Genomic DNA, 23,203 nt, shown 5'->3' on the forward strand with positions numbered 1-23,203 from the left:
CCCGTGCGCGGCCCGCCGTATTTCATCCGAACGAGGACACCATGTTTACCCATACCGCCGCGCCATGGCGCGCGGCCGCCCTGCTGGGCGCATTGCTCGCGGCCATGCCCGCCGTCGCCCAGCCCACCGCCATTGACCCCGCCGCCGGCGTTCCCGAGACGCGCTACCAGAGCGCCCACGTCCAGCGCCCGCCTGTCGCCGCCGCGACCACGCCGGACCGCAACTGGCAGGAAAGCAACCGCATCGTGGCCAGCCAGCCGGCGCATGCCCATCATGGCGCACACGCCGATCATGCCGATCACTCCGCGCATGCCGGCCACGCCAAACCTGCGCAGAAGGCGCAGCCGAAAGCGGACAACCATGAGCACCATGGCCACCACGGGCATGGAGAACACCACTGATGGCCGCCCCGATGATGTCGCGCGGCGCGCTGGCCGCTGCTGCCGCGCTCCTGCTGGCCGGCTGCGCCAGCACCAATCCCGATACCGCATTGCGCATTAGCGCCGACGAGGCGCGCACCCGCACCGGCGTCGAAGCGCGCCTGCTGCAGAGCGACGATGACCGGCGCGCGCTGGCATCGGAGATCGACGCCCTGCTCAAGGAACCCCTCGGCCTGGACGCCGCCGTGCGCATCGCCGTCCTGAACCACCCCGGCCTGCAGGCGAGCTACTGGGACGCCGGCATCGCCCAGGCCGACCTGGCGCAGGCCGCACGTCTGCGCAATCCCTCGTTCGGTTTCTCGCGCATGGATGGCGGCGGCAGCCGCGAGATCGAGCGCGGCGTGTCGCTTGACCTGGCGGGCCTCTTGACCATGCCGCTGCGCCAGCGCATGGCCGAGCGACGCTACCAGGAGACGACTTTGCAGGTCGCCGCCGCCATCGAACGCCATGCGATCGCCACCCGGCGGGCCTGGGTCGAGGCCGTGGCCGCCGGCCAGGCGCTCGACTATGCGCGCCAGGTTGCCGCGGCCGCCGACGCCTCCAGCGAACTGATGGAGCGCATGACCCTGGCCGGCAACGCCAGTGCGCTCGACCTGGCGCGCGAATCGGCCTTCCATGCCGAAGCCGGCGCCGCCGTGCTGCGCGCCGGCCGCGCCCGCGACGCCGCCCGCGAACACCTGACGCGCCAGCTCGGCCTGTGGGGCTTTCATGCCGGCTACGCGCTGCCCGAACGCCTGCCCGAGCTGCCGGCGCAGCCGGTCGAACTGGCCGGCATCGAGCGCCTGGCCCTCGAACAACGGCTGGACGTTCGCGCCGCGCGCGCCGCCGCCGCCGGCACCGCCGCCGACCTGGGCCTGACGCGCACCACGCGCATGGTCAATGTGCTCGACCTGGGCTATGCCAGCAAGAGCGAGACGGGAGAGCCGCGCAGCGAAGGCTATGAAATCTCGCTCGAACTGCCGCTGTTCGACTGGGGCGGCGCCCGCGTCGCGCGCGCGGAAGGCTTATACATGCAGGCCCTCGGGCGGGTCGCCGAAACGGCCGTGAATGCGCGCAGCGAAGCGCGCGCCGGCTACCTGGGCTACCGCGCCAGTCACGACGTCGCGCGCCACTACCGCGACCAGGTGATCCCGCTGCGCCAGAAGATCGCAGCCGAGACCCTGCTGCGCTACAACGGCATGCTGGCCAGCCCCTTCGAGCTGCTGGCCGATGCGCGCGAACAGGCGGCGGCGGTGCACGCCACCATCGACGCCCTCAAGGATTTCTGGCTGGCCGAGGCCGACCTCGAAGCCGCCCTGGGAGGCCGCCTGCAGACCACCCCGCCGGCGGCCCCGCCGCGCGGCCAGGCACACGAACACAAGGAAGCACAATGACCAACCGCAGATCGTTCCTGACCGGCGCCGGCGTGACCATGCTGGGCGCCTCGCTGGTGAGCAAGGCCGGCGCCGCCAGCCTGCCCGAAGCCCCCGTCCACACCTCCGCCGCCACCGCGGCCCCGCTGGCGCCGACTAGCGGCCGCCCCTACAACCCGGTGGTGACCCTCAACGGCTGGACCCTGCCCTGGCGCATGAAGGACGGCGTCAAGGAATTCCACCTGGTGGCCGAACCCGTGGTGCGCGAACTGGCGCCCGGGATGCAGGCCAATCTGTGGGGCTACAACGGCCAGAGCCCCGGCCCCACCATCGAGGTGGTGGAAGGCGACCGGGTGCGCATTTTCGTGACCAACAAGCTGCCCGAGCACACCAGCGTGCACTGGCACGGCCAGCTGCTGCCGTGCGGGATGGACGGCGTCACCGGCCTCACGCAACCCGGCATCCAGCCGGGTAAAACCTTCGTCTACGAATTCGTGGCGCGCCATGCCGGCACCTTCATGTACCACCCGCATGCCGACGAGATGCAGCAGATGGCGATGGGGATGATGGGCTTCTGGGTCACGCACCCGAAGAATCCGCGCCAGCACGCCGTCGACCGCGATTACGTGATGCTGTTGTCGTCCTATGACATCGAGCCAGGGAGCTACACCCCGCGCACCAACACCATGCTCGACTTCAATCTATGGACCATCAACAGCCGGGTGTTCCCGGGCCTGGATCCAATGGTCGCACGGCAGAACGACAAGGTGCGCATCCGGGTCGGCAACCTGACCATGACCAACCACCCGATCCACCTGCACGGCCACCGCTTCGAGGTGGCCGGCACCGACGGCGGCTGGGTGCCCAAGTCGGCGCGCTGGCCCGAGGTCACCACCGACGTCGCGGTGGGCCAGATGCGGGCCATCGAGTTCGTCGCCGACGCGCCCGGCGACTGGGCCTTCCACTGCCATAAATCGCACCACACGATGAATGCGATGGGGCACGACGTGCCGACCCTGATCGGGGTCGACCACCGCGGCGTGGCCGAGAAGATCAACAAGCTGGTGCCGGGCTATATGGTCATGGGCGACAAGGGCGGTTCGATGGGCGACATGAAGATGGCGCTGCCGCACAACACGCTGCCGATGATGAGCGGCGACGGCCCCTTCGGCAACCTCGAAATGGGCGGCATGTTCACCGTGCTGAAGGTGCGCGAAGGCCAGAAGCGCGGCGACTACCGCGATCCCGGCTGGTACCGTCATCCCGCCGGCAGCGTCGCTCACGAATGGACCGGCGAGGTGCCGCCGCCCACCAGCGCACCAAATGCTATTCCAGCGGCGCCGTCCGGCCCGGCCCTCAACGCCCGAAAGCCTGGCGCCAAGGACCACGGCGGCCATCAGCACTAAGCCTGCGTCACCCCGCGCAGCAGTTCGATCAGCTGCTGCGGCGCCACCGGCTTGGTCAAGTGATGATCGAAGCCGGCCGCCAGCGAGGCGGTGCGGTCTTCCTGCCGGCCGCGTCCCGTGACCGCCACCAGGTAGGGACGCGGGCACTTGTCGGCCAGGATGGCCGCCACTTCCAGTCCGCTCATCTCGGGCATGCCGAGATCGAGCACCACGATGTCGGCGCAGCGCGCATGGTATAGCCGCAGTGCCTGGGCGCCGTCGTGCGCCACCGTCACGGTCGCCCCCTCGGAACGCAGCAGCCAGGCCAGCGACTCGGCGGCATCGACATTGTCATCGGCCACCAGGATGTGCCTGCCGATGACGGCGCCCGCGGTGGCCTGGCCCTCGGCCGGGACCTCCGGCTCGGCCGCCTCGCACAGCGGCAGGCGCACGATGAAGGTGGCGCCCCGCCCGGCCCCGTCGCTGTCGGCGCGGATGCTGCCGCCATGCAGTTCGACGAAGCCCTTTGCCAGCGACAGCCCGATTCCCAGCCCGCCCTGGGCCAGGTGGCGCGCGCTGGCGACCTGCACGAAGGGATCGAACACGCGCTCGATCATGCCGTCGTCCAGGCCGACGCCATTGTCGGCCACCCATGCCACCGCCTCGCCATTCTCCGAGCGCAGCCCGATCTCGAGCGCGCCGCCGGGCGGCGTGTACTTGGCCGCATTGTTGATCAGGTTCGCGAACACCTGGGTCAGGCGCAGCGCGTCGGCCTCGACCCACAAGGGCTCGTCGACCAGCCGCAGCGCCACCTGGTGGCGCCCGTTCTCGATCAGCGACATGCTCGATTGCAGGGCGTCGCGCATCAGGCGTCCCAGGTCGACGCGCGCGCGCCGCAGTTCGATCTTGCCGCGCCCGATGCGCGAGACGTCTAGCAGATCGTCCAGCAGGCGCGCCATCTGGGCCACCTGGCGCCCGACCATGGCCGCGATCCATTCGATGCGCTCGGGCGGCAGCGACTTGGCGCGCAGCAGCGAGGCCGCATTGGCGATCGGCGCCAGCGGGTTGCGCAGCTCGTGCGCCAGGGTGGCGATGTACACGTCCTTGCGCTGGTCGGCCTCGCGCAGGCCGTCCATCGCCTGTTCGCGCTCGGTCACGTCCAGCACCAGCGAAAACACGGTCAGAATCTGGCCAGCCTCGTCGACCAGCACCGAGTTGTACCACTCGCAGCACAGCACGCGGCCGTCGCGGGTGAGGTTGCGGTTGCGCGACTTGGCGTGACGGGTGGGCGAATCGAGCAGGCGCCGGATCATCTGGCCCACCTGGTCGGCGTCGCTCTCGTGGATCATCGGCAGTGCATCGATGCGGGCGCCGACCACTTCATGCTGGCGCCAGCCGAACAGCTCTTCGGCGCGCCCGTTCCACAGCGTGACGACCAGCTCGCGGTTCCATTCGATCACGGCCAGCGGCGTGTTCTCGACCAGGTAGCGCGTCTGGTCCAGCGCGCGCGCCAGGGCCGCGCTGGCCTCGGTGCGCTCGGTGATATCGCCCACCACGATTACCGCTGCCGCCAGCTCGGCGGCGCCGTCGCGCAGCGGCGCACCGCTTACTGTATAGGTGCGCCGCACGCCGTCATGGTCGCTTTCCAGCACCGCGTCGAGAAACGTCTCGCCGCCCACCGCGCGCGCCACCGGATCGCGGATCAAGTCGAGCATCGCCGCGATGCCGGTTTTAGCCCCGGTTTGCGCGCCTGCGGCGCCCGGCGCGAAGCAGGCCGCCATCCGGTCCGCCTGGTCGTTGGCCATCACGCAGCGGCCCGCCGCGTCGACGATCAGCACCCCGTCCGGCAACTGCTGCAGCACCGTCCCCAGCAAGCTTTGCCATTGGGCGCGGGCGCGGGTTTCGATCATTTCCTGGAAGGTCGCGTGCAGGCGCGCATGCAAGGCGATATTGTCGATCGCCAGTGCGCCCAGCACGAACAGCGCCGCCGCCAGACCGTACAGGCGGCCGGCATAGAAGCCGAGGTCGAACATGCCGCCATTGAGCACGCAGGACAACGCGACCTCGAACACCCAGGCCGCCATCGCCACCGCCAGCCAGACATCGAGCACGGTGCGCGGACGCTTGCGCACGATGGCCCACAGCACCCCGCCCGATAGCGCGAGTACGGCGCCCGCGATCCAGTGATAGAGCGGCAGCGTGCGGTCTGCGTCCATCAACGGCGGCAGCCAGCGTGCGCCCGAGGTCGACACCAGCACCAGCAGCGCCACGACCAGCACGATCAGCAAGCCGCCGATACGCATGAAGTGCGGCGGCAGCGGCGGCGCATGGGTGCTGCGGGTATAGCCGAGGACGAATAACGGGAATAGCGCATGCCAGGCGACGTGCAGCCAGGGCGTGGTCTGGCGATTGCCGCCCAGCACGCCCTGGTCGGCGAACAGGCCGGGAAAGGTCAGCAGGTGGGAGCTGGCGATCAGCGCCGTGAGCAGGTAGCCCAGCACCAGCAGGCCGAGCGCGCGCGAACGTCCCGTGTGGACGTGTCCGAGCAGCAGGATGCCGGTCAGCAGGTTGGCGCCGATCAGCACCGAGCCGTACATCGGGATGAATTCCGGCGCCCGCGCCAGCGGCAAGCCGGCGGCCGGCGCCAGCAGCGCGAAGGCGAGCGCCAGACCGCCCAGTACCCACACCACGTGGCGCAGCTGGGCACCGCTCGGATGATGTTTCACCAGGTCCGTCGGTTCCGCTAGAACGCCGTGTCGCATGGTTTTCCCCGTGGAGGATCCGGCGGGGGCAGCATGATTTTGGGGCTGTCCGGGCGGTGCCTGGTTTTATTGTCGTTTCAATAAAATATAGCGCAATTCCTACGGCATAGGGAGGGAATTTAATGTCTTATCGTCCACAATTGATACCGTGTGAAGAAAAAACCCTAGGCTGGGGCGCGCGCGGTGACCGGATAGCCGGCGCCGTCGATGGCGGCCACGATGCGATCCAGGTCGGCCTGGCTGTCGATGCGTACGCTGGCCTTGTCGAGGTCGATCGCGACCCTGGCGTCGGCGTCGACCGCCTGCACCGATTTGGTGACGCGGCCCACACAGTGATTGCAGCTCATGCCTTCCACGGTCAATTCATACATGGTGTTTTCTCCTGTGGTTTGGGGCGTTGCCGCCCCGGTGGTTGAAATGGATACAGATGGGGGAATAAATGCGGGCGCGCTCGCCGCTGCGGGCGCCGGCGTCCAGCGCCGCAACAGCAGCGCGTTGGCGACCACGCTGACCGAACTGAGCGCCATCGCGGCGCCGGCCAGCACCGGATCGAGCAGCCCGAAGGCCGCCAGCGGCAGGCCGATCACGTTATAGATGAAGGCCCAGCCCAGGTTCTGGCGGATCTTGCGGTAAGTGCGGCGCGATACCGCGATGGCGTCGGCCACCAGCCGCGGGTCGCCGCGCATCAGGGTCACGCCCGCGCTGTGCATGGCGACGTCGGTGCCGGTCGCCATCGCCATGCCGACGTCGGCCGCCGCCAGCGCCGGCGCGTCGTTGATGCCGTCGCCAACCATCGCCACCTTGCGCCCGTCCTGGCGCAAGCCGGTGACGATCTGCGCTTTGTCGGCCGGCAGCACCTCGGCATGCACGCGTTCGATGCCGAGTGCCTGCGCCACCGTGCGCGCGGCCCCCAGGCTGTCGCCGCTGAGCAGGACCGGCTCGATGCCGGCCGTCTTCAGACGCGCGACGGCGCTTGGTGCGCCCGGCTTGATGCGGTCGCCGAAGGCGAGCAGGCCCAGCACTTGCACCCGGCCATCCCTGCGCTCGGCCAGCCAGGACACGGTGCGGCCGGCCGCTTCATGCTGCTCGCCACCGGCCGCCGGCACGCCCAGTTCATCCATCAGGCGCCGGTTGCCGAGCACGATGGTGGCGCCGTCGACCTCGGCCTCGACACCGCGTCCCGGCAAGGCGCGCGCGGCACTGGCCGTCGGCAGCGCCAGGCCCTGGCGCGCCGCCTCCTCGAGCACGGCGCCCGCCAGCGGGTGGGAACTGCCCTGCTGCACGCTGGCGGCCAGCGCCAGCAGCCGCGCCGGTTCAAAGCCTTCATGGGCCAGCAGCTGCGGCTTGCCTTCTGTGAGGGTGCCGGTCTTGTCGAACACGACGACGTCCAGCGCATGCGCGGTCTCCAGCGCTTCGGCGTCCTTGATCAGGATGCCGTGGCGGGCGGCCGCGCCGGTGCCGACCATGACGGCGGTGGGCGTGGCCAGCCCCAGCGCGCAGGGACAGGCGATCACCAGCACCGCCACCGCATTGAGCAGGGCCGCCTGCCAGTCGCCGCCCGCCAGGCCCCAGCCCAGCAGGGTCGCCAGCGCGATCGCGAGCACGACCGGCACGAACACCGCACTGACCCGGTCCACCAGGCGCTGGATCGGCGCCTTGACCGCCTGCGCATCCTCGACCATGCGGATGATCTGCGACAGCATCGTCGCCGCGCCGACCGCCGTCGCCTCGATCAGCAGCAGGCCGTCGGCATTGACGGCGCCGCCGGCCACCCGCTCGCCCGGTTCTTTCGCCACCGGCAGGCTCTCGCCGGTCAGCAGCGACTCGTCCAGGTGACTGCGGCCGTCGACCACGACGCCGTCGGCCGGCACCCGCGCGCCCGGCTTGACCACCATCAGCTCGCCCACGCGCAGCTCGGCCAGCGCCACCCGCACGTCCTTGCCTTCGCGCCGCACCAGCGCCTCGTCGGGCCGCAGGCGGCCCAGCGCGTCCAGCGCCGCCAGGGTCTGGCGCTTGGCCCGGCCTTCCAGCCATTTACCCAGCAGGACCAGGGCGATCACGACCGCCGAGGTTTCGAAATACAGGTGTGGCTCGGCATGTATACCGTGGTCGACCGGGCTCAGGAGCAGGTAGACCGACAGGCCATAGGCGGCGCTGGTGCCGAGCGCCACCAGCAAGTCCATATTGCCGCTGCCGGCGCGCAGCGCCTTCCAGCCGGCGCGGTAGAAGCGCGCGCCAAGCCAGAACTGGACCGGCGTGGCCAGGGCCAGCTGCAGCCAGCCGGGCAGCATCACGTCATGACCGAACGGTGCGGCCAGCATCGGCAGCACCAGTGGCAGGCTCAGCAGCATGGCGGCGGCCACCGGCCACCAGGCAGGCAGCGCGCTCGTTTCCTTGCGCCGCGCGGGGGCCGCGCCGGTGGCGTCGGGCAGTTCGATGTCCGCCTCGTAGCCGGCCGCGCGCACGGCCGCCGCCAGGGCATCCGGCGCGGCCGCGCCCTCCACGCTGGCCTTCTCGGTGGCCAGGTTGACGCTGGCGCCGCTCACGCCCGGCACCGCGCGCAGCGCCTTCTCGACCCGCGCCACGCACGAGGCGCAGGTCATGCCGTCGATGATCAGGACTGTGTTGTTCATTTGCTTGTTCCTCGAATCCATATCGAGAGGATAGTCCTTCCCACGGTGGGAAGGTCAAGCGTTTCGTATTTAGTTCGCGCAACCGACTTGCGCCGGTCGCAGGCACGGGCCTGCCGAAGGGATTACAACGAGAGCTGGGGCCTCGTTTCGAGGATTCGGTACCGACCCGCGGGAGGAAGCATGAAGTCGCCAGCCACGCTCTTGCTCTGGATACTGATAGTTGTCTTGTTGTCCGCCTGCGGCAGTGACGACAAGACCCAGGCCGAACGCGCCGGCATCGGCGCCATCGCCCAGGCCTCCGGCGCCACGCCCTTCGTCGCGCAGCTGAGCTATACGCTGGACAACTTCGCCCACCTCGACAGCGTGCACTACACGATCGCCGGCCGTCCGGACTCGCATTCGCGGCCGGTTGCGGTCACTTACGACCACGCCTGGCTTGGACGGCGCGCGGCCTGGGATGCCTCCGGCAAGCGCATCGCCGTCCCCGTCTTCGGCCTGTACGCCAACCACCGCAACGAGCTCACGCTCACGACACGCTTTCGCGACGGGTCGACCCACGTGACGCAGGTTGTAGTGGCCACCGGCCCCTATACCGGCCCGGCCACGGTCTATGCCACGCCCGAGGTACGCACCGCGCGCGGAGGCGCCTCGCCCGGCGTCGAATACATGCTGATCAAGAACGGCGTCACGACGCCGGTCATCCTCGACAGCGACGGCCAGATACGCTGGGCCGGCAACGCGCCCGGCAGTTCCATCTCCTCGCTGTTCGGCGATGACGCCTTCTATGTCGGCGACCCGGACGCCCCGCTGCTGCACCAGGTCGACGTCGACGGCAGCGTGCGCAGCAGCCGGCTCGACGACGCGCGCTTCACCAACTTCCACCACGACCTGGCGCGCGGCAAGACCGGCTTCCTGGCCGAACTCGACGCCCTGGTCGGCAACGTGCGGCTGGTGGAGTCGATCCTGGCCGAGATCGACATCTCGGGGCGGGTGCTCAAGCAATGGGACCTGGGCCAGATCTTCCGCGCGACGATGCGCGCCGGCGGCGACAATCCCGACAACTTCGTGCGCGACGGCGTCGACTGGTTTCACATGAACTCGGCCATCTACGACGCCCACGACAATTCGCTGCTGATCTCGAGCCGCGAGAACTTCGTCGTCAAGCTCGACTACGACACGGGCGTCATCCGCTGGCTGCTCGGCGACACCACCAAGCACTGGTACGTCAACTATCCGACGCTGCGCGCGCTGGCCCTGCGCGTCACCGAAGGCAAGGTGCCGATCGGCCAGCACTCGTTGTCGGTCGCGCCCAATCGCGAACTGCTGCTGTTCAACAATGGCCTGGGCAGCGCCGAACAACCTCCGGGCACACCGGCCGGCCAGAACCGCAGCTACAGCACGCCGTCACGCTATGCGATCGATGAAAACGCACGCACGGCGCGCGAAGTCTGGACCTGGGATGCCGACCGCGAATTACTGTCAGACATCTGTTCCTCAGCGTATGAAGGGGCGCCGGGGCAATACCTGGTGGCCTATTCGTCGCTGGAGAACCGCACCCAGGCGCGGCTGGTGGCGGTCGACAGCGCCGGCAGGGTCGCCTTCGACTATATCTACCCGAGTACAGTCTGCAATACGGTGTTCATCGCCCAGCCCTTCCGGTTCGAGGAGCTGCGGCTGCGCTAGCAGCGCCATCCCGCCAGGTCTCAGGAAGCGCGCGCGGCGGCTGCACCGGACCAGCGGCACATCAGCTGCCGAGACCGAAAAAGACGCCAACCGCCAGTTCCACCCACAGCGCGGCGAAAAACAGAGCCAGCGCGCCGACGGCGGCGACCCGCTGCCACGGCCGCCAACGCGCCACGCGGCGCGCGGTGCGCAGGCAGGCCAGCCCGGCGCCGGCCAGCAGCAGTGCGGCGGCGGCGAAATCGCCGCCGCTCCACACCACCTGGTGCGTGAACTGCATGGCGACCAGGGGCGCCAGCAGGATCATCGCGGTCGCCAGGCCGACCCGCAACAGATCGATGCGCAGCGTGCCCTTGTGCGCGAGGACGTCCCGTGAGTCTGCGGTATGCATCGTGGTCTCCTGGATTATAAGTGGCCGGCATGCGGCGCGGGCCGCATGCGAAGTTCACATCCTAATCGTGTTACGACGAAGACGGAAGCGGCAGCACGCAGCCGCGCCCGGATTTCTTGGCCTCATACATCCATTGGTCGGCTTGCTTGATCAATTCTTCCGGCGTGCGCGCCTCGACCCGCCGCTCGAGATCGGCGTGCAGGCGCGCCAGTTCTTCCTCCGCCAGCTTTTGCGCATGGATGTCCTAAATCACGGCCACGTCGTATTCGTGGCGCAGGTAGCGCTTCTGGCGCCGCAGGAAGTCGATCTCGCCCCGCGCCAGCCGGTCCGTCTGGGCCGCGTCCCCGGCGCGGTCGTCCTCGTGCGTGACGTCGGCGAAACCGCGCCCCTGCAGTTCGTCGGCCGTATGGCCGAGCAGCTCGCACAGCGCCCGGTTGACACTGATCCAGCGCCCGTCCGGCGTCGTCAGCGCGATGCCGACGCTGGCGATCTCGAACACCGCGCGAAAGCGGGCCTGGCTCGCGTCCAGCACCGCATCGCTGTGCCGCAGCCGCTAGCGCGCCGCCGCCAGCCGTTCGCGGTACTGCACTTCGCGCATGATGATGGCGGCCAGCTCGACCAGTACCGCATTCTGCTCGGCGTCGAGCTGGCGCGGCACGACGTCGATCGCGCACAAGGCGCCCAGCGCCAGGCCGTCGCTCGAGCGCACCGGAACGCCGACGTGGAAGCGGATGTCGGGGGCGCCGGTGACGAGCGGATTGCGGGCGAAGCGCGGGTCGCTGCGCGCATCCGGCACCACCAGCGGCTCGTCCTGCAGGATTGTGTGGCCGCAGAAGGCATCCGCGCGCGGCGTCTCGGCGGCCTCGATGCCCACCCGCGACTTGCACCACTGGCGCTCGGCGTCGATCAGCGAGAATGCCGCCATCGGCACCTGCAGCAGGCAGCTGGCCAGGCGCACCACCCGGTCGAATACCGGCTCGGCCGGCGTGTCCAGCAGGTCAAGTTCGCGCAGCAGCGCGAGGCGCTCGGTATGGTCGGGAGGCAGGGCGGCTGCAGGCATTGCGTCAGGAATGGCCTTATGAAAAGAACGCTCCGGGTCGGTCAATCGATAGTGGTACGTGTTACTGTAGCAGAGCAGGCGTTGCTTTCCTCCGCACACCACGCGCAGCACGCGCCGAGTCAACATGCTGCAAAACTTTGTTACAAATCCAGCTGCAGGAATTTATATACTTGCCAGTGCCACCACTTTCACGCCGACCATGCGCTTTCTGCCTGCCCTGCTGTCCGCCCTGCTCTGCCTTGCCGCCTCCCAGCCAGCCGTCGGCATGACGCAACTGCCCCAGCCCGGCGCACCAAAGCCCGCCTCCGCAGGCATGGCAAACAGCGGCACGGCAAGCGACGCCGGCACGGCGGCAGGCGATCTGGCGGCGCTGCGCGCGGCCGAGCAGCGCCGCGCCCAGGCCGTCGCCAATCGCGACGTGACCTCGCTGCGCAAGCTGATCAGCGGCGACTACTACCACGTCGAATCGGGCGGTCGCGCCCGAACCAAGACCGAATTCCTGCAACTCCTGAGCCGCGACGAGTTCGAGTTCCGTTCCTACGAGATCGACGACATGGAAATCCGGCTGCTCGACAATGGCCGCGCGGCGCTGGTCACCGGGCGCTTCCGGGCCGAGATGCAAGGCGCCGATCGGCTGCGCGGACGGTATGTGCGCTTGTGGGTGCTGGGGCCGGATGGCTGGCGCAACGCCATGCAGCAAAGCACCGAGATTCGCCCGCTCGCCAGCCAGCGCAAGGCCCAGGCACTGCGCCAGTAAAGACAGTCCTGCCTGGCCGGCATGGGCTGGCTAAACCTGTCGATGGACGTGCAATGGAAGCAGGTGCGCGGCAACACGCCTTGCGGCCCAGGCCTGGTCAAGACGCTGCGCGTCGCTGGCAGCGCCGCCCTGGCGTCCTCCTTCCTGCTGTACCTGTCGGTCGATTCGCTGTCGATCGCGACGCTGGTGTGCTTCATGGCCACGGCCGGATCGACCATCGCCATCGACTTCACGCTCACCTGGCGCGCCAGCGCTTTGACAATGCTGGTAATCTGGACCGGCCAGGACGCGCGCTGACGCGACCGGGGGATGCGCCACGCATATCCCCTTCTGTCTTTCGCTGGCCGGGCCCGCTGTACGAGCAGCAATCATCGCAGTTGCACGCATGCGCACCACGCCGCCACGGGCATTCCGTGGCCGAACTGGCGCCGCGCGCTCCTGCGCCTGGACAGTGTCATCAACCACCTGAACGCAGACTGATCATCCCTTGCTCGCTGCCCCCGCTGCCTTACGCCTACCACGCCCTCGAGCCGCACTTCGATGCGCGCACGATGGAGATCCACCATACCAAGCACCACCAGACCTATGTCACCAACCAGAACAACGCCATGGCCGAAGCGAATACCGCCGACCAGCCGCTGGAAGGACTGATCGCCGACATCCAGGCCGTGCCAGAGTCGGTGCGCGCCGTCGCGCGCAATAACGGCGGCGGTCACGCCAACCACGCGCTGTTCTGGACCGTGCTCAAAGCCGATGGCGGCAATCCCTCGGACAAGATCGCCAAGGCCATCGAGAACGACCTGGGCGGCTAAGACGCCTTCAAGGACGAGTTCACCAAGGCGGCCCAAACCCGCTTCGGCAGCGGCTGGGCCTGGCTGACCGTGGGCAAGGACGGCAAGCGGCTGGTCGAAAGCAGCGCCAACCAGGACAACCCGCTGATGGGCGACTTCGCCGGCCTGTCGGGCGGCGCCCCGATCCTGGGCCTGGACTTGTGGGAACACGCGTATTACCTGCAGTACCAGAACAAGCGCCCGGATGACATCGCGGCCTTCTTCAACATCATCAACTGGGCCGAGGTCGAGCGCCGTTACGACGAGGCGCTGGGCAGTCAGGCCGGTTGGGCAGCCAGTAATTCCTCGATCCGGGCGCGCGAGGGAATCCCGCTGCGCGCCCCCAGTTGCGCAACCGCGAAACTGGCGGCGGCGCAGGCGAAACGCAGACAGGTGGCCAGGTCGCCACCTTCGAACAGCGCGGCCAGGAAGGCGCCATTGAAGCAGTCGCCGGCGCCGGTGCTGTCGACCAGCGTGGCCACGAAGGCCGGATGCCCCACGGTCTCGTCGCGGGTGGCCGCCAGCGCACCGGCGGCGCCGCAAGTCACCACCAGCAGGCGCGGACCATGCTCGAGCAGGCGGCGCATGCCTTCCCCATCGGGCGCGCCGCCGAACAGCGCACCGTAGGTCGCATCGTTCATGAAGACGATGTCGGCCAGGCCGAGCAGGCGCTCGGCGTCGCCTTCCCGGCGCACCATCGCGGCCTCGATATCGATCGCGATCCGCGTGCCGGCGCCGCGCGCCGCGGCGACCATCCTGACGAAGGCCGGGATATCGTAGGGCATGGAATACAGCAGCGTGCTGACGGCCAGCGCCGCATCCAGGGCCGGCGCTGCGCTGGCCTCACCCGCCACCGGCGCATACACCAGCGCCTTCTCGCCGCCCGGCTCGAGCATCACCATCGCACAGCTCGAGGCCGCGCCGGCTATCCTGCGCACCAGCGCGCTGTCGACGCCGTGATGCGCATAGGCATCGAGCAGGAAGGCGCCGTCGGCATCGTCGCCGACGCTGCCCATGGCCTGGGTGCGGCAGCCCAGGGCGGCAGCCGCGCAGGCGGCATTCGCGACGGTGCCGCCGGCGAAGCTGCCCAGCCGCCGTCCCAGCACCTTCTCGTTGCTCGCCGGCGCCCGGTCGACGGCGAACATCAGGTCGACATTCGGATCGCCATAGGCCAGCAAGCGCCAGGGGCGGTCGAGATCGCAATCGAGCCAGGTCCGCACGGTGGCATCCTCTTCAGTCTTGCGGCAAGCCGGCATCGAACACCAGGAAACGGGTCGGCCCGCCATTGAAATTATTGTCCGACGCAATCACCAGCGAGCGCCGGCCGTCGGCCAGCGGTGGCCCCCAGGCCATCGCCTCGTAATTGTCGGCCCAGCCCTGTGGCAGCTGCGCGGTGGCGAACAGCAGACGTTTGACGCCCGGCGTCACGCGCGCCGGCTCGAGCGGCGCATCCGGATCGAATGTGCTCGCCTGCGCGAAATCGACCTCGTACAGGCGGGTGTCGAATACGAACTCGCGGCCGGCGATCTGACGCCCTGCCCGCTCCAGCACCAGCAGGCGCCGCGCGCCCACCACAAGCACTTCCGAAATGCCATTATCGACGAAGCCCCCCCGGAACGCCGGCGCCGGCGCCGCGTCCAGCGGATAGACATACTGGGCCACGATGGTCCCGTCGCGCTGCGCCAGCGTGAACCGGGTCAGCGCGCCCTGGCCCGGTCCGGCCAGCGGCCCGTCCTGGATGGGCGGGCCTTCCAGCGCCAGCCACAGATGACGGCCATCCTGCGAGAAGCTCATGCCTTCCATGCCCTGATTGCTGCGCCCGCCGCATTCGCAGTCGGGCTGGATCTGCAGCGCCGCCGGGTAAGGCAGCTCGCCTGCATGACGGCCATCGGCATCCACCCGGCGCACGAAGGCCGGCACCCGTGCCTTGCGATCGCCTTCGCTGGTGACCCAGATGCCGCCATCGACCGGATCGATGCGCAGCGCTTCCAGGTCGGCGGACACGCCGGGGCGGCCCCAGGCCGGATACAGGCTGTCGTCGGGCTGGCGCAGCGCCACCATGGCGCCGATCGCGACGTCGCCCACGGTCTCGCCATCGTAGGCGATGCGGGCGCGGTAGAAGCGCGCCGGCCCATGCTGGCCCCGGTCGTCGCTCACCAGCAGCCAATCGCCGCTCGCCGCGTCGTAATCCATGCCGGAAATGCCGCCGACGAGGGTGTCCTGGACGCGCAGATCGGGCCTCAATTGCTGCATGCCGATCAGGCGCAGGCTTGAAGCGGAATCGGTCGTGACGGCGGCAGGCGGCGTGGGGCCCGCCGCGCAACCGACCAGCAGCGCCAGGGCGCACAGCAGCAGGCGCCGGCTCATGGCAGCCTCCCGATCGCGTCCGCCACCAGCGCCAGCAGGCCGTCGTTATCGACCGTCGTCAATGCGCGCACATTCAAGGCGCCCGGAATGTCGTCACGCTCGCCGAACCATGCCTGCACATGGCCCGCGCTGGGTCCGTCGCGCCAGTCGACCTGCAGGTGGCAGTCTTCGGCCCCGAACAGGTCGGGGCGCTCCAGCCAGGCCACCGGACAGGCGTCGTGCAACAAGGGGTCGAGCAGCGCATAGGCGTCCAGCATCGCGCCGGCCGCGCGCGCACAGGCGGTTTGCGCGCGCGCGAAAGCGGCGATCCAGTCCGGATGCATGACCGCCTGGCTGGTGACGTCGAGCGGGAACAGCAGCAGTTGCGCGCCCGCTTCGCAGACCATGCGCGCCGCGGTCGGATCGGCGTGGAAGTTGAACTCGGCGGCCGGCGTGATGTTGCCGGGCACGCGCAGCGCGCCACCCATCACCAGCACATGGCGCGCGCGCGCCAGGCTGCCCGGCGCCAGCATCTCGCACAGCGCCAGATTGGTCAGCGGCCCGATCGCCACCAGATCGATCGTGCCGGCCGGCGCCTCGGACAGCAGGCGCGCCAGCGCGATCGCGGCGTGGCCGTCCGCGATGCTGCTCTGCTGGGCGATGGCGACGCCGCCCAGTCCGTCTGCGCCGTGCACCAGATTGCAGCGCGCCTCCGGATAACCGAACGGCCTTGCGGCGCCCGCGTACACCGGCACCTCAGCCAGGCCGGCCAGGTCGAGGATGCGGCGCGCATTGCGCGCAGTGATGTCGACCGGACGATTGCCTGCGACCGTCGTCACCGCCATCAGCGTGATGTCGGGCAGGCCGGCCGCCAGCAGCAGCGCCAGCGCGTCGTCGATACCGGGATCGCAATCGATGATGACCGGACGGCTCATGCGGCCTCCCCGGTCTTCAGGAAGGCGTCGATCTCGACCCGCGCCGGCTGCGCGTCCTGGGCGCCGCGCCGCATGCAGCACAGCGCGGCGGCGGCATTCGCAGCGAGCAGCGCCGCCGCGATGTCCTGGCCTGCGGCACAGGCTGCGGCGTACACGCCCGCGAAGGTGTCGCCGGCGCCGGTGCTGTCGACGACGTCGATCCGGTGGCCGGGCACCGCATGCACCGCGCCGCCCTGCGTTGCCAGTAGCGCGCCTTCGTGGCCGAGCGTCAGCAGCACATCGCAGCGGCGGCGCCGCGCCAGATCCAGCGCCCGTGCCTGCGGCACGTCCGCCGCCAGGCCGGATGCGTCGGCCAGTTGATCCAGTTCGATGCGATTGACGATGACGACGTCGATCGCCTCCAGGTCGAGCGCGTCACCGGCCGGCATCGGCGCCGCATTGAGCATCACGCGGCAGCCGCGCGCGTGGGCACGCCGCGCCAGCGCACCCGATTGCGCCGTCGGCACCTCGATTTGCAGCAACAGCACCTTCGCCGCGTCCAGCGCGGCGTCGCTCACATCGTCGGCGCAGGCGGCGTCGTTGGCCCCTGGCGCCACCGCGATGCGGTTCTCGCCCTGCGACTCGAGCGTGATCAGGGCGGCGCCGGTGCGCATGCCCGTGACCCTCCGCAAGGCCGTCAGATCGACGCCGGCGGCCTCCAGGCTGGCCAGCGCGCTGGCCGCCAGGCTGTCGTCGCCGACCGCGCCCACCAGAGCGACCGCAGCGCCGTAACGGCGCGCCGCGTGCGCCTGGTTGGCGCCCTTCCCGCCCGCTCCCATCAGGAGCGCGCCGCCCAGCACCGTCTCGCCGGGACCGGGCGCCTGCCGTACCGGCACGCTCAGGTCCAGATTGACGGATCCGAATACGATCACCATACCTGCTTTCCCTTTCGCTTCACACCGCGCGGCGCCGGGCCAGGCCGGCCAGCGAACGCGCCAACGCATCGAGTCCATATTCCGCGTTCACCGCGCAGAACTCCGACAGCATACCCTCCGGCAGGGCCGCACGCCCGTGCATGGCGCCGGCGATGGCGCCGGCCATGGTCGCGATCGAGTCGGTGTCGTTGCCGCACGATGCAGCCAGCGCGATCGTGCGCAGCGGATCGGCGCCGGCATACGCCAGGATCGCCAGCGCGCTCGGGACCGATTCCGCCGCCAGCACCGAGTTGCCGACTTCACGTTCGAGCCGCTCCAGGAAGCCCCGGTCGTCGCCGCTGCCCTGGGCCTGACGGGCGATCTCGAGCGCCATGCGGCTGCGCGCCAGGAAGTTCGGTCCGGCGGCCAGGCGCGCATGACGGCGCGCCAGCGTTTCGCCATGCGCCCCGCCCTGCAGGCCGGCGTCAATCACGTCGGCCAGCGCGGCCCCGTCCACCGCCGCCGCGGCGGCGCCGGCGATCGCGCAGGCAGCCGAGATCGCGACGTCGGTGTCATGCGACGGCAGGCAGGTGACCAGCGCCTGCTCCGCGGCCTTGACCGGGTCCCCCGGATACAGCAGGCCCACCGGCGCCACCCGCATGGCGGCGCCATTGGTGGTGCCGATGGTGGTCATCTTGCGGTGCGAACTGCCGATGACCCCGACCGTGGCCGTGTCGCGCCCTTCGCGCAGGGCCTGCACGATGCCGGCCGTGCTCGGGCCCATGAAGCCGGCCTTCGGGCTGTGCGCGGCCCAGTCGAGCAGGCAGGCGACCCAGCCGGCCTCGTCGAGCGTGCCTTTGCTGTCGACCAGGGCCTGCGCCAGGTAGTACATCTGGCTGGCGTCGTCGGTCACCTCGGCCTGAAGGCCGTTATTGGCGCCGGCGAAGGTATCGGGCGGCGGCGCGATGAAGCGCGCGAGCAAGCCGCCATGGGCCGCGAAGATCTCGGCGATGGTCCATTGCTCGGTCGGCGCGCCGAGGGCGTCGCCCATGCCGGCCAGCGCCAGCGATGCGAAAATCCGGTCTTCCAGTTGTTCGGGTGTCACGCTCTGTATGCCTCTATATGTCAACGGTGGTTGGAATGGCGGTGGCGCCGCCAGCCGGGCAGCGCCAGCACCGCGATCGTGACCAGGGGCGGCAGCATCGTCAGCAGCTGCGGCGGCACATCCAGCGTCCCCAGGCGGGTCGCCAGCACCGCCGCCGCGCCGAACAGCAGCGCCGCCCCGCACACGCCGGCCAGGCGGCGCGCGCCGACGAACACGGCAGCCAGCGCCAGGAAACCCCTGCCGGCGGTCATCTCGGCCTGGAACAGGGTCAGCACGCCCATGCTCAGGTAGATGCCGCCCAGGCCGGCCAGCACCCCGCTGCCCAGCAGGGCCAGGTAATGCATGCGGCGCACCGGGATGCCGGCGGCGAGCGCCGCGGCCGGGTTCTCGCCGGTGGCGCGCAGCCAGGCGCCGGCACGGGTATGGCGCAGGAAGGCCCAGGCGGCCAGCGCCAGCAGGGGCGCGCCCAGCACCAGCACGTGATGGCCATGTCCACTTTCCCCATTGAGCAGCAGGTCGAGCAGCGGCCATCCTTCAGGGACGGGAATGCGCAGCGAGGGCAGCGCCGGGGTGGCGAAGCTCGCGGTGGAACCCTTGTCGCCCGCCAGTTCGGCCAGCAGGAACACAGTCAGGCCTGCCGCCAGCAGGTTCAGGGCGATGCCGGCCACGATCAGGTCGGCACCGCATTCGAGATGCAGCACGGCCAGCAGCGCCGCCAGCAACAGTGCGGCAAGCAGGCCGGCCAGCAGGCCCCACCATGGCAGCAGGGCCAACGGCAGTCCTGGCGGAGGGTGAATGGCGGCGATGACGCCGGTGAAGGCGGCCACCAGCATCAGGCCCTCGAGCGCCACATTGATCTTTCCGCCCAGTTCGGACAGCAGGCCGCCCAGCGCGGCGTACAGGATCGGTGTGGCGGCGCGCAGCACGGCCAGCAGCGCCAGAATCGACAGCTCCAGGCTCATGCGCCCTCCCTCCTGCGCCACGGCCAGCGCTCGGCCATGACCAGCACGATCACCAGGGCCTGCAGCACCAGCGCGATCTCGCGCGAGACATCGGTGCCGCGCTCCATCGCCTGTCCGCCGGCGCGCAGCCAGGCGTAGAAGAAGGCGGCGCCGAGGATGGCTCGCGGCTGATGGCGCGCCAGCAGCGCCACCAGCAGGCCCTCGAAGCCCAGGCCTGGCGCGAGGTCGACCGGCAGGCGGCCCAGCAGCGCGTGGCCGACATGGAAGCCCGCGAGCCCCGCCAGCACCCCGCCCAGCGCCATCGAGGCCACGGTGGCGCGTCCGACCGGCAGCCCGGCCTGCTGCGCAAAGGCCGGCGCCGCGCCGGTGAGCCGGATCTCGTAACCGAGCGTCGTGCGCTGCAGGAGCAAGGCCACCGCCAGCACGGCGAACGGGGTCCACAGCACCATGGCGCCGACACCGGTATGCGCCAGCCACGGTGTCAGCATCGCCTCCTGCGGCAGGAAGGACGTGGCCGGAAAGCCGGCATCGGGGTCGCGCAGCCAGCGTGTGATCGCCAGGCGGTAGAACTCGATCGCGATCAGGTTCAGCATCAGGCTGACGACCATCTCGTTGGCGCCGCAACGCCATTTCAGCACGCCGGTCACGCCGCCCCAGGCGCCGCCGGCCAGCATCGCCGCCCCGCAGGCCAGCGGCAGCGCCATCCAGGCCGGCCCCGGCCAGGCCAGCGCCACCGCGACGCCGGCCAACGCGCCCAGGAACAGCTGGCCGTCGGCGCCGAGCGAGAACTGGCGCGCGCGGAACGGGATCAGGACCGCCAGGCCGAGCAGGGTCAGGTTGACCGTGTCTTCCAGCACGGTGCCGAAGCGGACCAGACGGTGCCAGTGCCAGCTGCCATCGACGGCCTGGCGCAGCTCCGGCAAGGGTCCGGTCAGCAGGATCAGCCAGGCGCGCAGCGGCTCGTCGCTGACGCAGGCGATCAAGAGCAGGCCGGCCAGCAACGCGCCGCAGGCAGCGCCGACGGTGCGCCGCGATGCGGGCGGCAGCAGGAAATCGAATGTGCGCTTCATGCCGCCTCCCCGTCCACGAAGGGCGCGTCGAGACGGGCGCTGGCCTGTGGCTGGCGCCGCGCGCCGGTCATGTAGCCGGACAGCAGGCGCGCCTGCAGTCCTTCGCCGCGGAAGTGACCGGCGATGGCGCCGCGGAACATCACGGCGACGCGGTCGGACAACTCCAGGATCTCGTCCAGGTCGCCGGATACGAGCACGATGGCGGCGCCGGCGTCGCGCAGCGCCAGCAGACGCTGGCGCAGGAAGCGCGCGGCGCCGATGTCGACGCCGCGGGTCGGCTGGCAGGCCACCAGCACGCCTGGCTGCGCGGCCAGCGCGCGGGCCAGCACGATCTTCTGCATATTGCCGCCCGAGAGCGCGCCGATCGGCTGCTGCGGACCGGCCGCCGCCACGCCGTAATCCGAGATCATCGCGCGCGTCGCCGCATCGATCGCCGCGAGATCGAGCCAGCCGCGGCGCGACAGCGGCGCTTCACGGTAGCGCGTGGCGATCGCATTCTCGGCGATGCTCAGGGCCGGCGCGACGCCATCGTGCAGGCGGTCTTCGGTTACCAGCACGACATCCGGTTCGCGCGCCAGCGCGCGCGCCAGCAGGGCCTGGCCATTGCCCTCGACGCCGGCAATGCCGAGGATCTCGCCGGCGGCCACGTCGAGGTCGACCCCGGCCAGGCATTCGGCGGCGCCGGTGGCGTGCACCAGGCCACGCGCACGCAACCTCACCTCACCTGGCGCGCGCGCGACAGGACGCACCGGCGGCGCCAGCGGACGGCCGACGATGCGCGCAGCCAGGCCTGCCGCATCGGCCTCGCTGGAAGAACCCGAGGCCACGACACGGCCTGCGCGCAGCACCGTGTAGCGATCCGCCACCTCCAGCACGTCGGCGATCTTGTGGGTGATCAGGAGCACGCTCATGCCGTCGTCGGCCAGCGCACGCAAGGCCTCGAACAGCGCCGCCGTTTCGTCGGGAGCAAGCACGGCGCCGGGTTCGTCCAGCAGCAGCAGGTCGGCGCCGCGGTACAGGGCCTTGAGGATCTCGACCCGCTGCTGGGCGCCCAGCGGCAACATTCCGGCCAGCGCGGCCGGATCGGCCTCCAGGCCATAGCGCCGCGCCAGCGCGTCCACCGCGCGCGCCGCGGCGCGATGATCCAGCCAGCCCCAGCGCCGCGGCTCGGCGCCCAGCACTACATTGCGCGCCACCGAGAACGAGGGCACCAGCTGCACATGCTGCGGCACCAGGCCGATGCCGGCCCGGATCGCCGCGGCCGGCGTATCGAAACGCACCTGCCGGCCGTCGAGCAGGATCTCTCCCGCGCTGGGCTGCTCCAGACCATACAGCATCTTGATCAGGGTCGATTTGCCGGCGCCGTTCTCGCCGATCAGGGCGTGGATCTCGCCGCGCGCCAGGCACAGGTCGATGCCGTCGTTGGCCAGCAGGCCGTTCGCGTAACGCTTGGCGACGCCGCGCATGTCAAGACGGGGGAAGTTCATCGCGCATCTCCAAAGGCGGTCGGCACCCGCACCCGACCGGCCACGATGGCGGCGCGCTGGCGCGCCAATTCCTCTTCCAGGCGCCGGCGCAAGGCATCCGGCAGCGCCTGCACCACATCGGAGTGCGGCGCCAGGAGCACGCCGCCTTCGGCCAGGCCGATCGATTCCAGTCTGCCGTAGGCGAGCCTGCCATCGAGGGCCAGGCGCAGCGCTCGCACCAGACCGACGTCGACTTCCTTCATGACCGAGGTGACGATGGCGGCGGCGCGCCGTGGCTGCCGTTCGCGGTAGAGCGCGGCCTGGTCCATGTCGACCCCGATCGCGTAGCGCCCTGCCTCTTCGGCGGCCTCGTTGACGCCCTGGCCGGTGGCGCCGGCCGCGTGGAACACGATGCCGGCCCCGCGCGCGAACTGCAGGCGCGCAATCTCCTTGCCGGCGGCGGGGTCCGAGAATGCGTTCGCATATTGCACCTGGAGCGCGATGCCTGGCGCCGCCGCCCGCGCTCCGGCCTGGTAACCCAGAAGGAAGTCTTCGATCACGGGCAGCTGCATGCCGCCGACCGCCCCCAGGCCAGCGCCGGCGGGCACGCCGGGCAGTCCCTCCTGCACCAGGCGCGTGGCCAGATAGCCGGCCAGCCAGGCGCCTTCGTTCTGGCGGAATCGCATCGAGTAGACGTTGGGACAGGCGCAACGCGCATAATCGACGCTGGCGTCGAACACGATGAAGCGCAGGGCGGGATAGCGCTGCGCCAGGCTTTCGATCGCGGGCGCCATGGTGAAGGTGCCGGCAACGATCACATCGTACTCTCCGCTATCGGCCAGGTCGGCCAGCGCCGCCTGCCAGCGGGTCGGATCGACGCCGCCTTCGACCACGCGGGCGCGCACCGGCAGGCTGGCATGGGCCTGGCGCATGCCGCGCGCGGCGGCATCGAAGAACGATTTGTCGCCCAGGGTGCCGTTGATGAACAGGGCCACGCGCAGGCGGGCGTCGCCGTCGGCCGGCTGGCCGAGCTGTTTTGCCAGTCCGGCCAGCGCGGCCAGGCAGGCGAGCAGCAGCAGGCCCCTGGCCACCATGGCGGCCAGCCGCAGGACAAAGGCGCGTGGTCCCGTCATCGC

The 23,203-nt window shown here is 70.2% G+C and carries 20 protein-coding genes and 1 pseudogene; 7 read left to right on the forward strand and 14 right to left on the reverse strand.

Going from position 1 to position 23,203, the window contains the following annotated elements:
* The first annotated feature begins 41 nt into the window (after positions 1-41).
* The 3 genes from SOM61_RS19975 to SOM61_RS19985 are packed head-to-tail and all read left to right on the forward strand — an operon-like array spanning position 42 to position 3,198.
* Positions 42-401 carry a hypothetical protein gene (locus tag SOM61_RS19975; protein ID WP_320475698.1) on the forward strand — a complete coding sequence of 120 codons (360 nt, stop codon included), beginning with the start codon at positions 42-44 and terminating at the stop codon, positions 399-401.
* Positions 401-1,813, forward strand: a complete 1,413-nt coding sequence (locus SOM61_RS19980; protein ID WP_320475699.1) for a TolC family protein — start codon at positions 401-403, stop codon at positions 1,811-1,813. The genes SOM61_RS19975 and SOM61_RS19980 overlap by 1 nt, the downstream gene beginning before the upstream one ends.
* Positions 1,810-3,198 carry a multicopper oxidase family protein gene (locus SOM61_RS19985; RefSeq protein WP_320475700.1) on the forward strand — a complete coding sequence of 463 codons (1,389 nt, stop codon included), beginning with the start codon at positions 1,810-1,812 and terminating at the stop codon, positions 3,196-3,198. Before SOM61_RS19980 ends, SOM61_RS19985 begins: the two co-directional genes overlap by 4 nt.
* Here SOM61_RS19985 and SOM61_RS19990 read toward each other — a convergent pair.
* Both SOM61_RS19990 and SOM61_RS19995 read right to left on the reverse strand, forming a co-directional pair.
* Positions 3,195-5,903: a PAS domain S-box protein gene (locus SOM61_RS19990; protein ID WP_320475701.1), complete on the reverse strand. Its 2,709-nt coding sequence runs from the start codon at positions 5,901-5,903 to the stop codon at positions 3,195-3,197. The genes SOM61_RS19985 and SOM61_RS19990 overlap by 4 nt on opposite strands.
* Positions 5,904-6,103: 200 nt before the next feature.
* Positions 6,104-8,593: a heavy metal translocating P-type ATPase gene (locus SOM61_RS19995; protein WP_414675045.1), complete on the reverse strand. Its 2,490-nt coding sequence runs from the start codon at positions 8,591-8,593 to the stop codon at positions 6,104-6,106.
* Between the two features lie 159 nt (positions 8,594-8,752).
* On the opposite strand from SOM61_RS19995, the gene SOM61_RS20000 reads away from it, so the two are divergent.
* Positions 8,753-10,255: an aryl-sulfate sulfotransferase gene (locus tag SOM61_RS20000; RefSeq protein ID WP_320475703.1), complete on the forward strand. Its 1,503-nt coding sequence runs from the start codon at positions 8,753-8,755 to the stop codon at positions 10,253-10,255.
* Between the two features lie 61 nt (positions 10,256-10,316).
* Here the strand turns inward: SOM61_RS20000 and SOM61_RS20005 are convergent, their stop codons facing one another.
* The 3 genes from SOM61_RS20005 to SOM61_RS20015 all read right to left on the reverse strand — a co-directional run bounded on the left by SOM61_RS20005 (position 10,317) and on the right by SOM61_RS20015 (position 11,703).
* Complete coding sequence (locus SOM61_RS20005) at positions 10,317-10,643, reverse strand: hypothetical protein (protein WP_320475704.1); 327 nt, start codon at positions 10,641-10,643, stop codon at positions 10,317-10,319.
* A gap of 244 nt (positions 10,644-10,887) precedes the next feature.
* Complete coding sequence (locus SOM61_RS20010) at positions 10,888-11,175, reverse strand: PAS domain S-box protein (RefSeq protein WP_320475705.1); 288 nt, start codon at positions 11,173-11,175, stop codon at positions 10,888-10,890.
* A gap of 21 nt (positions 11,176-11,196) precedes the next feature.
* Positions 11,197-11,703 carry a GAF domain-containing protein gene (locus SOM61_RS20015; RefSeq protein WP_320475706.1) on the reverse strand — a complete coding sequence of 169 codons (507 nt, stop codon included), beginning with the start codon at positions 11,701-11,703 and terminating at the stop codon, positions 11,197-11,199.
* Positions 11,704-11,902: 199 nt separating this feature from the next.
* Between SOM61_RS20015 and SOM61_RS20020 the strand changes: the two genes are divergently transcribed.
* The 3 genes and pseudogenes from SOM61_RS20020 to SOM61_RS20030 form a co-directional block, all read left to right on the forward strand.
* Positions 11,903-12,460 (forward strand): nuclear transport factor 2 family protein, encoded by a 558-nt coding sequence (locus SOM61_RS20020; protein ID WP_320475707.1) that lies wholly within the window; start codon positions 11,903-11,905, stop codon positions 12,458-12,460.
* A gap of 21 nt (positions 12,461-12,481) precedes the next feature.
* The gene (locus tag SOM61_RS20025) at positions 12,482-12,757 is read left to right on the forward strand and encodes a DUF3325 family protein (protein WP_320475708.1); all 276 of its coding nucleotides are present in this window, start codon (positions 12,482-12,484) and stop codon (positions 12,755-12,757) included.
* A gap of 185 nt (positions 12,758-12,942) precedes the next feature.
* A pseudogene (locus SOM61_RS20030) lies at positions 12,943-13,566 on the forward strand (superoxide dismutase); the annotation flags it as partial.
* Between the two features lie 2 nt (positions 13,567-13,568).
* On the opposite strand, the gene SOM61_RS20035 reads toward SOM61_RS20030, so the two are convergent.
* From SOM61_RS20035 to SOM61_RS20075, 9 genes are read right to left on the reverse strand one after another with little or no spacing between them, the layout of a single operon-like run.
* A complete protein-coding gene (locus SOM61_RS20035) occupies positions 13,569-14,510 on the reverse strand; it encodes a carbohydrate kinase family protein (protein ID WP_320475709.1) in 942 nt (313 codons plus the stop codon).
* A 13-nt stretch (positions 14,511-14,523) separates the two neighbouring features.
* Complete coding sequence (locus SOM61_RS20040; RefSeq protein ID WP_320475710.1) at positions 14,524-15,657, reverse strand: esterase-like activity of phytase family protein; 1,134 nt, start codon at positions 15,655-15,657, stop codon at positions 14,524-14,526.
* Positions 15,654-16,571 (reverse strand): nucleoside hydrolase, encoded by a 918-nt coding sequence (locus SOM61_RS20045; protein ID WP_320475711.1) that lies wholly within the window; start codon positions 16,569-16,571, stop codon positions 15,654-15,656. Before SOM61_RS20045 ends, SOM61_RS20040 begins: the two co-directional genes overlap by 4 nt.
* Positions 16,568-17,485, reverse strand: a complete 918-nt coding sequence (locus SOM61_RS20050) for a PfkB family carbohydrate kinase (protein WP_320475712.1) — start codon at positions 17,483-17,485, stop codon at positions 16,568-16,570. Before SOM61_RS20050 ends, SOM61_RS20045 begins: the two co-directional genes overlap by 4 nt.
* A gap of 19 nt (positions 17,486-17,504) precedes the next feature.
* Positions 17,505-18,569: an ADP-ribosylglycohydrolase family protein gene (locus SOM61_RS20055; protein WP_320475713.1), complete on the reverse strand. Its 1,065-nt coding sequence runs from the start codon at positions 18,567-18,569 to the stop codon at positions 17,505-17,507.
* 20 nt (positions 18,570-18,589) lie between these two features.
* Complete coding sequence (locus SOM61_RS20060) at positions 18,590-19,531, reverse strand: ABC transporter permease subunit (protein ID WP_320475714.1); 942 nt, start codon at positions 19,529-19,531, stop codon at positions 18,590-18,592.
* A complete protein-coding gene (locus tag SOM61_RS20065) occupies positions 19,528-20,601 on the reverse strand; it encodes an ABC transporter permease (RefSeq protein WP_320475715.1) in 1,074 nt (357 codons plus the stop codon). Before SOM61_RS20065 ends, SOM61_RS20060 begins: the two co-directional genes overlap by 4 nt.
* The gene (locus SOM61_RS20070; protein WP_320475716.1) at positions 20,598-22,088 is read right to left on the reverse strand and encodes an ABC transporter ATP-binding protein; all 1,491 of its coding nucleotides are present in this window, start codon (positions 22,086-22,088) and stop codon (positions 20,598-20,600) included. The genes SOM61_RS20065 and SOM61_RS20070 overlap by 4 nt, the downstream gene beginning before the upstream one ends.
* On the reverse strand, positions 22,085-23,200 hold the full coding sequence (locus SOM61_RS20075; RefSeq protein WP_320475717.1) for a BMP family lipoprotein: 1,116 nt from the start codon (positions 23,198-23,200) through the stop codon (positions 22,085-22,087). Before SOM61_RS20075 ends, SOM61_RS20070 begins: the two co-directional genes overlap by 4 nt.
* Between the last annotated feature and the right edge of the window lie 3 nt (positions 23,201-23,203).

This window comes from Massilia sp. CFBP9012 (assembly GCF_034045115.1).
GTDB lineage: Bacteria > Pseudomonadota > Gammaproteobacteria > Burkholderiales > Burkholderiaceae_D > Telluria.

What these genes read in the sequence shown, in the direction of transcription:
- SOM61_RS19985 (WP_320475700.1), top strand. Translation starts at nt 1,810, where the DNA reads ATGACCAACCGCAGATCGTTCCTGACCGGCGCCGGCGTGACCATGCTG.
- SOM61_RS20020 (WP_320475707.1), top strand. Translation starts at nt 11,903, where the DNA reads ATGCGCTTTCTGCCTGCCCTGCTGTCCGCCCTGCTCTGCCTTGCCGCC.
- SOM61_RS20070 (WP_320475716.1), bottom strand. Translation starts at nt 22,088, where the DNA reads ATGAACTTCCCCCGTCTTGACATGCGCGGCGTCGCCAAGCGTTACGCG.
- SOM61_RS20040 (WP_320475710.1), bottom strand. Translation starts at nt 15,657, where the DNA reads ATGAGCCGGCGCCTGCTGCTGTGCGCCCTGGCGCTGCTGGTCGGTTGC.
- SOM61_RS20015 (WP_320475706.1), bottom strand. Translation starts at nt 11,703, where the DNA reads ATGCCTGCAGCCGCCCTGCCTCCCGACCATACCGAGCGCCTCGCGCTG.
- SOM61_RS20075 (WP_320475717.1), bottom strand. Translation starts at nt 23,200, where the DNA reads ATGACGGGACCACGCGCCTTTGTCCTGCGGCTGGCCGCCATGGTGGCC.
- SOM61_RS19975 (WP_320475698.1), top strand. Translation starts at nt 42, where the DNA reads ATGTTTACCCATACCGCCGCGCCATGGCGCGCGGCCGCCCTGCTGGGC.
- SOM61_RS20045 (WP_320475711.1), bottom strand. Translation starts at nt 16,571, where the DNA reads ATGAGCCGTCCGGTCATCATCGATTGCGATCCCGGTATCGACGACGCG.
- SOM61_RS20060 (WP_320475714.1), bottom strand. Translation starts at nt 19,531, where the DNA reads ATGAGCCTGGAGCTGTCGATTCTGGCGCTGCTGGCCGTGCTGCGCGCC.
- SOM61_RS20050 (WP_320475712.1), bottom strand. Translation starts at nt 17,485, where the DNA reads ATGGTGATCGTATTCGGATCCGTCAATCTGGACCTGAGCGTGCCGGTA.
- SOM61_RS19980 (WP_320475699.1), top strand. Translation starts at nt 401, where the DNA reads ATGGCCGCCCCGATGATGTCGCGCGGCGCGCTGGCCGCTGCTGCCGCG.
- SOM61_RS19995 (WP_414675045.1), bottom strand. Translation starts at nt 8,593, where the DNA reads ATGGATTCGAGGAACAAGCAAATGAACAACACAGTCCTGATCATCGAC.
- SOM61_RS20065 (WP_320475715.1), bottom strand. Translation starts at nt 20,601, where the DNA reads ATGAAGCGCACATTCGATTTCCTGCTGCCGCCCGCATCGCGGCGCACC.
- SOM61_RS20000 (WP_320475703.1), top strand. Translation starts at nt 8,753, where the DNA reads ATGAAGTCGCCAGCCACGCTCTTGCTCTGGATACTGATAGTTGTCTTG.
- SOM61_RS20025 (WP_320475708.1), top strand. Translation starts at nt 12,482, where the DNA reads ATGGGCTGGCTAAACCTGTCGATGGACGTGCAATGGAAGCAGGTGCGC.
- SOM61_RS20005 (WP_320475704.1), bottom strand. Translation starts at nt 10,643, where the DNA reads ATGCATACCGCAGACTCACGGGACGTCCTCGCGCACAAGGGCACGCTG.